Annotated in this window: 10 protein-coding genes; 5 read left to right on the top strand and 5 right to left on the bottom strand. The window is 68.6% G+C overall.

The genetic code is table 11. The features are described 5' to 3' along the window. Positions 1 to 30: 30 nt before the first annotated feature. Genes ABD350_RS28595 through ABD350_RS28575 form a run of 5 tightly spaced genes read right to left on the bottom strand, consistent with a single transcriptional unit; the run spans position 31 to position 5584 of the window. A complete protein-coding gene (locus ABD350_RS28595) occupies positions 31 to 1089 on the bottom strand; it encodes an ABC transporter ATP-binding protein (RefSeq protein ID WP_344351531.1) in 1059 nt (352 codons plus the stop codon). After that, positions 1082 to 2056: an ABC transporter ATP-binding protein gene (locus tag ABD350_RS28590; RefSeq protein WP_344351530.1), complete on the bottom strand. Its 975-nt coding sequence runs from the start codon at positions 2054 to 2056 to the stop codon at positions 1082 to 1084. The genes ABD350_RS28595 and ABD350_RS28590 overlap by 8 nt, the downstream gene beginning before the upstream one ends. Positions 2057 to 2063: 7 nt before the next feature. Beyond that, on the bottom strand, positions 2064 to 3044 hold the full coding sequence (locus ABD350_RS28585; RefSeq protein ID WP_344351529.1) for an ABC transporter permease: 981 nt from the start codon (positions 3042 to 3044) through the stop codon (positions 2064 to 2066). Then, positions 3037 to 3957 (bottom strand): ABC transporter permease, encoded by a 921-nt coding sequence (locus ABD350_RS28580; protein ID WP_344351528.1) that lies wholly within the window; start codon positions 3955 to 3957, stop codon positions 3037 to 3039. Before ABD350_RS28580 ends, ABD350_RS28585 begins: the two co-directional genes overlap by 8 nt. 4 nt (positions 3958 to 3961) lie before the next feature. After that, positions 3962 to 5584, bottom strand: coding sequence for a peptide ABC transporter substrate-binding protein (locus tag ABD350_RS28575; RefSeq protein WP_344351527.1), 1623 nt, complete (start codon positions 5582 to 5584; stop codon positions 3962 to 3964). 468 nt (positions 5585 to 6052) lie between these two features. Between ABD350_RS28575 and ABD350_RS28570 the strand changes: the two genes are divergently transcribed. From ABD350_RS28570 to ABD350_RS28550, 5 genes are all read left to right on the top strand, one after another. After that, complete coding sequence (locus ABD350_RS28570; RefSeq protein WP_382466973.1) at positions 6053 to 7081, top strand: ABC transporter permease; 1029 nt, start codon at positions 6053 to 6055, stop codon at positions 7079 to 7081. An 81-nt stretch (positions 7082 to 7162) separates the two neighbouring features. Beyond that, positions 7163 to 8923 carry an ABC transporter substrate-binding protein gene (locus ABD350_RS28565; protein WP_344351525.1) on the top strand — a complete coding sequence of 587 codons (1761 nt, stop codon included), beginning with the start codon at positions 7163 to 7165 and terminating at the stop codon, positions 8921 to 8923. Between the two features lie 106 nt (positions 8924 to 9029). Further along, positions 9030 to 10010 carry an ABC transporter permease gene (locus tag ABD350_RS28560; protein WP_344351524.1) on the top strand — a complete coding sequence of 327 codons (981 nt, stop codon included), beginning with the start codon at positions 9030 to 9032 and terminating at the stop codon, positions 10008 to 10010. A 71-nt stretch (positions 10011 to 10081) separates the two neighbouring features. After that, positions 10082 to 11116, top strand: a complete 1035-nt coding sequence (locus ABD350_RS28555) for an ABC transporter ATP-binding protein (RefSeq protein ID WP_344351523.1) — start codon at positions 10082 to 10084, stop codon at positions 11114 to 11116. A gap of 25 nt (positions 11117 to 11141) precedes the next feature. Next, a partial coding sequence (locus tag ABD350_RS28550; protein ID WP_344351522.1) for an ATP-binding cassette domain-containing protein occupies positions 11142 to 11529 on the top strand: 388 nt, incomplete at its 3' end.

The following is an 11529-nucleotide window of genomic DNA, read 5'->3' as shown; positions in this document are numbered from 1 at the left end:
GGGTGCCGTAAACGGGCCGGGGCGACCATGTCACCCCGGCCCGTTCCCGTTGTCCCGCAGCTCCCCTGCGGGGACGACCGGCCTCTCCTCGGCGAAGTGACAGGCCGACGGGTGGGCCTCGGGGCCCGCGGCGTCCCGGAAGACGGCCGGCACCGCCAGCGCCGGAACCTCCCGCGCGCACCGCTCGCGCGCCTTCCAGCAGCGGGTGCGGAACCGGCATCCGGACGGCACGGCCGTCGGCGAGGGCACGTCCCCGGTGAGGATGATCCGCTCGCGCCGGTCACGGGCCGCCGGGTCGGGCACGGGCACCGCGGAGAGCAGGGCCTGGGTGTAGGGGTGGGTCGGATGGTCGTAGATCGCGTCGCCGGGGCCGCTCTCCACGATCCGGCCCAGGTACATCACCCCGACCCGGTCCGAGATGTGCCGCACCACCGACAGGTCGTGCGCGATGAAGACGTACGAGAGGCCGAACTCCGCCTGGAGCCGGGCCAGCAGGTTGACCACCTGGGCCTGCACCGAGACGTCCAGGGCGGACACCGGCTCGTCGGCGACGACGACCTCGGGGCGCAGCGCCAGCGCCCGGGCGATGCCGATGCGCTGGCGCTGGCCACCGGAGAACTGGTGGGGATAGCGGCTCGCGTACTCCGGGTCCAGGCCGACCACGTCCAGCAGCTCCCGCACCCTCCGGCGCCGGTCGCCCTTCGGGGCCGCCTCGGGGTGGATCTCGAACGGCTCCCCGACGATGTCCCCGACCGTCATCCGGGGGTTGAGCGAGGTGTAGGGGTCCTGGAAGACCATCTGGACGGCGCGGCGCACGGCTTTGAGCGCCCGGCCGGACAGCCCGGTGACGTCCTCCCCTCTGAACCGGATGGTGCCGGCCGTCGGGCGCTCCAGATGGCACAGCAGCCGGGCCACCGTCGACTTGCCACAGCCCGACTCGCCGACCAGGCCCAGGGTCTCGCCCCGGCCGAGCGTGAAGTCGACGCCGTCGACCGCCTTCACCGCGCCGGTCTGCCTGCGCAGCAGCACACCGCGGGTGAGGGGGTAGTGCTTGACCAGCCCGGCCACCTCCAGGATCGGCTCAGCCACGCAGGCACTCCCTCCAGAAGTGGCAGGCGCTGCCCCGGCCGCCGGGCACCTCGTACAGCGGGGGCTCGTCGGTGCGGCACACGTCCTGGGCCATCGGGCAGCGCGGGTGGAAGGAGCAGCCGGGCGGGACCCGCATGAGGTTCGGCGGCAGGCCCTTGATGGCGTACAGCTCCCGGCCCTTGCGGTCCAGGCGGGGCACGGAGTCCAGCAGTCCGCGGGTGTAGGGGTGGGCCGGGGCCCGGTAGAGGTCGTGCACGGGCGCGGTCTCCACGATCCGCCCGGCGTACATCACCGCGATCCGGTCGGCGACGTCCGCGACCACGCCCAGGTCGTGGGTGATCAGGATCAGCCCCATGCGGTACTCGCGCCGCAGCTCCGCGAGCAGGTCCATCACCTGGGCCTGGACCGTGACGTCCAGGGCGGTGGTGGGTTCGTCGGCGATGACGAGGGCCGGCCGCAGCGCCAGCGCCATGGCGATCATGATGCGCTGGCGCATGCCGCCGGAGAACTGGTGCGGGTAGTCCCGCACCCGCTGGGCCGCCGCCGGGATGCGCACCCGCTCCATCAGCTCCACCGCCCGGGCCCGGGCGTCCTTGCGGGACATCCCCCGGTGCACGACGAACATCTCCCCGAGCTGGTCCCCCACGGTGAGCACCGGGTTGAGGGCCGACAGCGCGTCCTGGAAGATCATCGCCATCGCGGCGCCCCGGATCCCGCGCCGCTGCCTCTCCTTGAGGGTGAGCAGGTCCCGGCCCTGGAACAGGATGCGCCCGCCGGTGATCCGGCCGGGCGGGGTGTCGAGGATGCCCATCACGGCCTGCGCGGTGACGGACTTGCCGGAACCGGACTCGCCGAGCACGGCCAGGGTCTCGCCCGCGTCCACCGCGTAGCCGACCCCGTTGACGGCCCGGGCGACGCCGTCCCGGGTACGGAACTCCACGTGCAGATCCCGCACTTCGAGCAGCACGGCACCATCACCTCAGCTTCGGGTCGAGGGCGTCGCGGACCGCGTCGCCGAGCATGATGAAGGCCAGCACTGTCACGGCCAGGGCGCCCGAGGGCCACAGCAGGGCGTGCGGGGCGTTGCGGATGAAGGGGGAGGCGGCGGAGATGTCGATGCCCCAGGAGACGCTGGGCGGTCTGAGGCCGACGCCGAGGTAGGACAGGGTCGCCTCCAGGGCGATGTAGGTGCCGAGCGCGATGGTGGCGACGACGATGACGGGGGCCACCGCGTTGGGGGCGATGTGCCGGAGCAGGATGCGGGTGTCGGAGGCGCCGAGGGCGCGGGCGGCCTGGACGTAGTCGTTGTGCTTGACGGTGATGACCGAGCCGCGCGCGATCCGGGAGACCTGCGGCCAGCCCAGCAGCACCATGAACCCGACGACCGGCCAGACCGTGGTGGAGGTGACCATGGAGAGCAGGACCAGGCCGCCGAGGACGACCGGGATGGCGAAGAAGATGTCGGTGAGCCGGGACAGCAGCGCGTCCCAGATCCCGCCGAAGTAGCCCGCGAGTCCGCCGAGCACCGAACCGAGCAGCGCCACCCCTAGCGTGGCGCACAGGCCGACCGTGACGGACGCGCGGGCGCCGTGGACGGTGCGGGTGTAGACGTTGCAGCCCTGGCCGTCGTAGCCGAACGGGGCGCCCGGGCCCGGGCCGTCCTGGGATCTGGCGAGGTCGCAGCTCAGGGGTGAGCCGGAGGCGATCAGCGAGGGCCACAGGGAGATCAGCACCAGGAAGCAGATGACCAGGGCCGACAGCAGGAAGACGGGGTTGCGGCGCAGGTCCCGCCAGGCGTCGGACCACAGCGAGCGGGGCCGGCCGGTCCCTGTCGGCCCCGGTGGTCCGCCCGGCGTCCCCTCCAGCGTGACGGCCTCGCTCGCGCCGAGGTCCATCGCGCCGCCCATGCCGGTGCCGGCGATCGCGCCCTGGGGTTCGTAGGGCTGTTCAGGCATGGCGGATCCTCGGATCGAGTACGGCGTACAGCAGGTCGACGAGCAGGTTGGCCAGCAGGAAGACGAGGACCAGCACGGTCACGAAGCCGACGACGGTCTGGCTGTTCTGGCGCAGGATGCCCTGGTAGAGCTGGTAGCCGACGCCGTGGATGTTGAAGATCCGCTCGGTGACGATGGCGCCGCCCATCAGCGCGCCGATGTCGGTGCCGATGAAGGTGACCACGGGGATGAGCGAGTTGCGCAGCAGGTGCCGGGTGACGACCCGGCGGCGGGGCAGGCCCTTGGCGACGGCGGTGCGGACGTAGTCGGCGCGCCGGTTCTCCGCGAGCGAGGTGCGGGTCAGCCGGGTGACGTAGGCGAGCGAGACGGAGGCGAGGACCAGCCCGGGGACGATCAGCTCCGCGAAGCCGCCGCCGCGCACCGAGGGCCTGATCCACTGCCACTTGATGCCGAGCAGCAGTTGCAGCAGCAGGCCGGTGACGAAGGTCGGCACGGAGATGACGACCAGGGTGGCCAGCAGCACCCCGGTGTCCACGGGCCGGCCGCGCCTCAGCCCGGTCACCACGCCCAGCGTGACGCCGACGACGACCTCGAAGAGGACGGCCACCACGGTGAGCCGGACGGTGACCGGGAACGCCGTCGCCATCAGCTCGGTGACCGGCTGTCCGTTGAAGGCCGTACCGAAGTCGCCGGTGAAGACCTTCCCCATGTAGGTGAGGTACTGCCGCCACACCGGCTGGTCGAGGCCGAACTCATGGCGCAGCCGGGCGGCGGTCGCCGGGTCGCAGGCCCGCTCCCCGCACAGGCCGGCGACGGGGTCGCCCATCACGTTGACCATCAGGAAGATCAGCAGCGTGGCCCCGACGAACACCGGGATCATCTGGAGCAGCCGGCGCAGTACATGGCGTCCCATGGGCTCAGCCGACCCTGATCTCGTCGTAGACCGGGACGCTGAAGGGGTTGAGCGCCACGTGGGACAGCCGCTCGGAGTAGCCGGCGTTGCCGTTCTGGTACCACAGCGGGATGGCGGCCATGTGGTCCCGGACGACCTCCTCGGCCCGCTGGAAGAGGGCGACCGCCCGGGCGGGGTCGGTCTCGGCGTTGGCCCGGTCCACCAGCCGGTCGAAGTCCTTGTTGGACCAGGCGCCGTCGTTGGAGGAGGCGCCGGTGTAGTAGAGGGGCTGGAGGAAGTTCTGGATGAGCGGGTAGTCCATCTGCCAGCCCGCCCGGAACGGGCCGGTCATCCGGTGCCGGCCCAGCTGGTCGCGGAAGTCGGCGAAGGTGCCCACCGGGTTGCCGACGCAGGCCCGGTCGTCGCCGAGCGCGTTGTTGATGGAGTTGCACACCGCGTCGACCCACTGCCGGTGCGAGCCGGAGTCCGCGTTGTAGGTGAGGGTGAGCCGGCCGCCGGGGATGCCGCCGCCTTCCTCGATCAGCTTCCGCGCCCGGCCCGGGTCGTAGTCGCAGGCCCTGCCGCACAGGCCCTTCTTGTAGCCGCCGGCCGCGCCGAGCACCGGGGAGGTCCAGTCGGTGGCCGGGGTGCGGGTCCCGCGGAAGAGCGTGTCGGTGATCTGCCGGCGGTTGATCGCCATGGACAGCCCGGTGCGGACCTTCTCCGCGCCGGGTCGGTTCCAGTCCTTGTCGTAGTAGGGGAAGGCGAGGGTCTGGATGATGCCCGCGGGGGTGTTGAGGTAGCGCTCGCCCAGGTCGCTCCCGACGTTCTTCAGCTGGGCGGCGGGGATGTCGTCGGCGAGGTCGAGGTTGCCGGCCAGGAGGTCGGTGTAGGCGGTGTTGCCGTCGGTGTAGACGAGCAGGGTCACACCGTCGTTGTGCGCCTTGTCCGGGCCGGGGTAGCCGTCCCACTTCTTCAGGTACATCTGCGCGCCCTTGGTATAGGACTCGATGGTGTACGGGCCGTTGCCGACCGGCTTGCGCACCCAGGCCGCGTGGTCGGTGAAGAAGGCGCGGGGCAGCGGGGCGAAGGCGGCGTAGCCGAGGGTGTCGGGGAAGCCGGAGAACTTCTGGCCGAGCCGGACGGTGAAGGTGTGGTCGTCCACCACCTTCAGCCCGCTCAGCGTGTCGGCGCGCTGCCGGCCGTTGCCGGGGTGGACCTTGTCGTAACCCTCGATATAGCCGAAGAAGTAGGCGTTCTTCTGGTTGTTGCTGAGGCTCGCCCCGTAGTTCCAGGCGTCCACGAAGGAGCGGGCGGTCACCTTCTCGCCGTTGGAGAATTTCCAGCCGTTCTTCAGCCGGACGGTGAAGGTGCGCGAGTCCCGGGTCTCGATGGACCGGGCCAGCCAGTTACGGGCCTTGCCCGTTTTCGGGTCGTACCGCTTCAGGCCCCGGAAGATCATGTCGAGGACCTTGCCGCCCTGGACCTCGTTGGTGTTGGCCGGCTCCAGCGGGTTCTGCGGGTCGCCCCAGGAGGAGCTGAGCACCGCGCCGCCGTTGCCGGCGCCCGGACCGGCGCAGCCCGGGGCGGCGAGCGCCAGGACCACCACCGCGCCGGCGGCCCATCGGGCGTGCGTGCTGCGCCGCATGGCGTGCCTCCTCGTGAGCCTGGATCGCGTACGGGTCGAGGGACACATACCGCGCACGGCACCGGCACACTGCCCGAAAACACGGCCTTTAGGGGGATGCGTCATCCGATTGCAGGCACACCGGACCGGACCACCGATGATCTTGACCATCGAGCGCAAGAGATCGACGCGTAACGATGCCGAAACGTTGGATTGGGACGGGGTGATGTACGCATGTCGACACTCCACCGTCCGCATATCGAACTCCTTGCCCGTTTCGCGCAGTTAGTCCGATGTGAAGCACGGATTGATTACAGCGCGCTACCCGCGTAGCTACGGAACGGTCAAGGAAGAGTAAAGAAGGTAAAGAGAAAACCAAGGGCGCCGAGAATTTATTGACCTTGAATGAATTGCGTTGAAAAAGTCCGGCGTAGCCCGTAGGGGAGCGCCCTGCGGAGTCATCAGACCCTCCCTTGGGCCAGGAGCACCATGACCCCTCCAACTCCATCCGCGGCTGCCCCGCTTGAGGTGACCGACGAGACCGTGGCGAAGTCGACCACTGCGGACGGTCCGAAGGGCAGCGAAGGCCGCTCCCCGGGCCGACTCGCCTGGAAGCGCTTCAAGCGCGACAAGACGGGCGTCATCTCCGCGTACGTCGTGATCTTCTTCTTCGTGGTCGCGATAGCCGCACCGCTGATCGCGAAGGTGTACGGCAAGGACCCGTACACCACCTACGCGAGCCAGGACCCGAGTCTGCTCAACGCCTTCTCGTACCCCTCCGGCCCCAACGGCGGCATGAGCTCCGAGTTCTGGTTCGGCGTCGAGCCGCAGCTCGGACGTGACGTCTTCACCTTCCTGCTCTACGCGATCCGCACCTCCCTGGGCATCGCCCTCGCCGCCACCCTGCTCACCGTGTTCCTCGGCGTGGTCATCGGCGTCACCGCCGGTTACCTCGGCGGCAGGACGGACTACCTCGTCGGCCGGATCATCGACATCCTCCTGTCGTTCCCGTCCACCCTGTTCTTCATCGCGTTCATGCCGGTGGTGTACGGGCTCTTCATCGCCCCTGACGAGGACATCCCGACCTGGCTGCGGGCCACCGGCCTGATCATCGTCCTCGCGACCTTCGGCTGGGCCTCCATCGCCCGACTGCTGCGCGGCCAGGTACTCGGCCTGCGCGAACGGGAGTTCGTCGAGGCCGCCAAGGTCACCGGTGCCTCGCCGCGGCGTATCGTCTTCAAGGAACTGCTGCCGAACCTGTGGACGCCGATCATCATCCAGGGCACGCTGATGCTCCCGGCGTTCGTCACCGCTGAGGCGGGTCTCGCCTTCCTCGGTGTCGGCATGATCGACCCGACCCCGGACTGGGGCGTCATGATCCAGCGCGGCGCCATGTTCTACACCGAGGACATCACCTTCATGCTCTTCCCGGGCCTGTCCATGGTGCTCTTCGTGCTCGCGTTCAACCTCCTCGGTGACTCGGTGCGTGACGCACTCGACCCCAAGTCCAAGCGCTGACTCCGGTAGTTCACAAGCACGGCAACGGCGCCAGGGTGCCGGAATACCTCTCATCTCTCCCACTTTCCAAGGCAGGAAGTCATGTCCTTCTCCCGTAGAAACTTCCTCATCGCCACCGGCGTCGCCGCGGCGACGACCTCGGTGCTGAGCGCCTGCAGCAGCGGCAACGAGGGCGGCTCCGGGCAGAACGACGCCCCCAAGGTCAGCGGCTCGAAGACGACGTCCATCCCGGTCGGCTCCAAGGCCGACTCGACCGGTCCGGCTCCCGAGGTCAAGGGTGCGGTCACGGGCGGGACGATCTACTCGCTCCAGCAGTTCGACATGGACCACATGGACCCCGGTCAGATCTACAACTCGACCGAGGCCGCCATCACCGTGCCGATCATGCGCGCCCTGACCGGCTACAAGCTGGACGACAAGGGCGGCGCCGTCCTGGTCGGCGACGCCGCGACCGACGCCGGCACCATGAAGGACGGCGGCAAGACCTGGTCCTTCACGCTCAAGGACGGCCTGAAGTGGGAGGACGGCTCCGACGTCACCATGGAGGACGTCCGCCACACCTTCGAGCGCCTCTTCGCCCCGTTCATCACCGAGGGCCCCCGCTACGTGCAGACGTGGCTTGAGGGCGGCGACAAGTACAAGGGCCCGTACGAGGGCAAGAGCCTCTCCTCCATCGAGGTCGACGGCAAGACCATCACCTTCCGTCTGTCCGAGGCCCGCGCCGACTTCAACTACACGCTCGCGATGCGTGGTTACTCCCTGGTGCCGAAGAAGCACGACACCAAGGAGAAGTACGACAAGCGTCCGTTCTCCTGCGGCCCGTACAAGATCGGCGACCGCAAGATCGGCAAGTCGATCACCTTCGTGCGCAACGAGCACTGGGACCCGAAGACCGACTCGATCCGCAACGCCTACCCGGACCGGTACGTCTTCCAGATGGGCTACGAGCTGGTCGCGTCGACCGACCGCTGGATCGCGGACCAGGGCAACGACCAGTACGCGGTGCCGATCTTCAACGAGATCGCCCCCGAGCGCATCGCCCAGGTCCTCACCAAGCCGGAGCTGAAGCAGCGCGTCCTCACCGCGGTCGACACGGTCACCTACTACTGGCCGATCAACACCACCCGCATCAAGGACGTGAAGGTCCGTCAGGCCATCAACTGGGCCTGGCCGCACCAGCAGATCCAGACCATCAACGGCGGCAAGGCGACCACCGAGGTCGCCAGCACCATCCTCGCCCCGGTGACCCCCGGCTACAGCAAGTTCGACCTGTACGACGCGCAGAAGACGCCGGGCGGCAACCCCGAGAAGGCCAAGGCCCTGCTGAAGGAGGCCGGCAAGCTCGGCCAGAAGCTGGTCATCGCCTACCAGCAGTCCGACACCCAGGTGAAGGTCGCCGTCGCCGTCAAGAACGCCCTGGAGGCGGCCGGCTTCGAGGTCGTCAACAAGCAGGTCGACAAGTCGACCTTCTACACCCAGATCGGCAAGATCGACAACGACTTCGACCTGTTCGGCGCCGGCTGGAGCCCCGACTGGCCGAACGGCTACTCGGTCTTCTACCCGTGCTGGAGCGGCAAGAACATCGGCGACGGCCGCAACAACTACGCGCAGCTGAACGACCCGAGCGTCAACAAGGCGATCGAGGCGGCTTCCAAGATCCCGGACGTCGAAGAGGCCAACAAGGCCTGGGGCAACATCGACAAGATGATCATGGAACTGGCCGCGGCCGTCCCGGACTACCACAAGATCCGTAACTACCTGTACGGCTCCAAGGTCGGCAACGTCATGTGGGACGGCGCCAACACCTGCGTCGCGCTCTGCAAGCTCTACGCCAAGAAGTAAGCCCGCGCGATCTGCTGGGGGCGGCCATCCCGCATGGCCGCCCCCAGCGGCCCACCCCCTCTACTTCCCTCCCGGCGACGGCGCCCCGTCCGGAAAGTCACGCCTCATGCTCCGCTTCCTTGTCCGCCGAGTCATCGGCGCGCTGGTCATTCTGCTGATCATCAGCGCCATCACCTTCTGGCTCTTCTACGCCGTGCCGCGTGACCCCGCCATGATGTCCTGCGGCAAGAACTGCACGCCTGAGAACCTTGAGCAGATCAGGAAGAACCTGGGCATCGACAAGCCGATCCCGGTGCAGTACTGGCATTGGCTCGTGGGCATCTTCGCCGGCCGCGACTACCCCGGCTTCGACTACTGCGACGCACCCTGCCTCGGGTACTCCTTCGCCAACCGCGAGCCCGTCTTCGACACGATCATGGACCGGCTGCCCACCACCCTCTCGCTCGCCTTCGGCGCGGCTGTCGTCTTCCTGATCCTCGGCATCGGCGCGGGCATGCTCGCGGCCCTGAAGCAGGGCAAGTTCCTGGACAAGTTCGCCAGCTCCGCCTCGCTGCTCGGCTCCTCCCTCCAGGTCTACTTCGTCGGGTACATCGCGATGTTCTTCTTCGTCGCGCAGCTCGGATGGCTGGACCAGCCGCAGTACACCCCGCTGACCGAGAACCCGGCCGCCTGGTTCTCCGGACTCCTGCTGCCCTGGCTGGTGCTCGCGATCATCTTCACCGCCAACTACACCCGCATGACCCGCTCCCAGCTGGTCGAGCAACTCAGCGAGGACTACGTCCGCACGGCGCGGGCCAAGGGCCTGTCCCGGGCGAACGTGTTCTTCCGGTTCGCCTGGCGTGGTGCGATGGGCCCGATCGTCACGGTCTTCGGCATCGATCTGGGCACGCTGATCGGAGGCGCCATCATCACCGAGTCGACCTTCAGCCTCCAGGGCATCGGCCGGCTCGCGGTGAAGTCCGTCGACCAGAGCGATCTGCCGATGCTGCTCGGTGTGACTCTGCTGGCGGCCGGTGCGATCGTGTTCTTCAACATCGTCGTGGATGCCGTCTATGCCTTGATCGACCCGCGGATCCGGCTCGCCTGACCCGCCCCGCCCCGTTCCGACCCCGCCCCACCCGGCGATCTCTCTCGCATCACCCCCTCAGGAGCGTCCCCGTGACGAGCACCGATCAGCAGCCGTTCCTCTCCGTCAAGGACCTGCAGGTCCACTTCTCCACCGAGGACGGCATCGTCAAGGCCGTCGACGGGCTCAGCTTCGACCTCGCCAAGGGGCAGACGCTCGGCATCGTGGGCGAGTCGGGCTCCGGCAAGTCCGTCACCAACCTGACGATCCTGGGCCTCCACGACCGCCACCGCACCGCGATCGACGGCCAGATCCTGCTGGACGGCAAGGAGCTGCTCACCGCCACCGAGAAGGAGCTGGAGCGGCTGCGCGGCAACAAGATGGCCATGATCTTCCAGGACGCGCTGGCCTCGCTGTCGCCGTTCCACACGATCGGCACGCAGATCGGTGAGACGTACCGCAAGCACACCGGCGCCTCCAAGAAGGAGGCCAGGGCGCGGGCGATCGAGATGCTGAAGCGGGTCGGCATCCCCCAGCCGGACGTGCGCGTGGACGACTACCCGCACCAGTTCTCCGGTGGTATGCGCCAGCGCGCGATGATCGCCATGGCGCTGGTGTGCGACCCCGAGCTCCTGATCGCCGACGAGCCGACCACGGCCCTCGACGTGACGGTCCAGGCCCAGATCCTGGACCTGCTCAAGGAGCTCCAGCAGGAGTTCGGCACGGCCATCATCTTCATCACCCACGACCTCGGTGTCATCGCCGACATCGCGGACGACGTACTCGTGATGTACGGCGGCCGGTGCGTGGAACGGGGCACCAAGAAGGAGGTGCTGAGCAGCCCTCAGCACCCCTACACCCTCGGCCTGCTCGGTTCCATGCCGAGCCTCGAAGGGTCGGTCGACGTACCGCTGACGCCGATCCCCGGCTCGCCGCCCTCCCTGCTCAACCCGCCGTCCGGCTGCCGCTTCCACCCGCGATGCACCTTCGCGGAGAAGGTCCCGGGCGGGCTGTGCTCCACGCAACGACCGCCGCTGGAGGTGGTGGACGGCAGGGGATCAGCCTGCCATCTCCCCGCCGAGCAGCGGGGGGACCTCTTCGCCGACTTCACCGCCTCCCGGCACTGACGTACACGAGACGGGATTCACCATCATGAGCAACGCACAACCGCTCCTGGACGTCAGCGGTCTGACCAAGCACTTCCCCATCAAGGGCGGCTTCCCCATCAAGCGGACCGTCGGTGCCGTGCAGGCCGTCGACGGACTGGACTTCCAGGTCGCCGAGGGCGAGAGCCTGGGCCTGGTCGGCGAGTCCGGCTGCGGCAAGTCGACCACCGGCCGGCTGATCACCCGCCTGCTGGAGCCGACCGGCGGCACGATCACCTACCGCGGCCAGGACATCACGCACGCGGGCCGCAAGGCGCTGGCGCCGATCCGCTCCGAGATCCAGATGATCTTCCAGGACCCCTACGCCTCGCTGAATCCGCGGCAGACGGTCGGGAAGATCATCTCCGGGCCGATGGAGATCAACGGCATCACCC

It is taken from the genome of Streptomyces nogalater, assembly GCF_039532885.1.
In the GTDB taxonomy this organism is placed as follows: domain Bacteria; phylum Actinomycetota; class Actinomycetes; order Streptomycetales; family Streptomycetaceae; genus Streptomyces; species Streptomyces nogalater.
The sequence above is the reverse complement of the archived record's forward strand: the minus strand, read 5'-3'. Positions and strand labels throughout refer to the sequence as shown.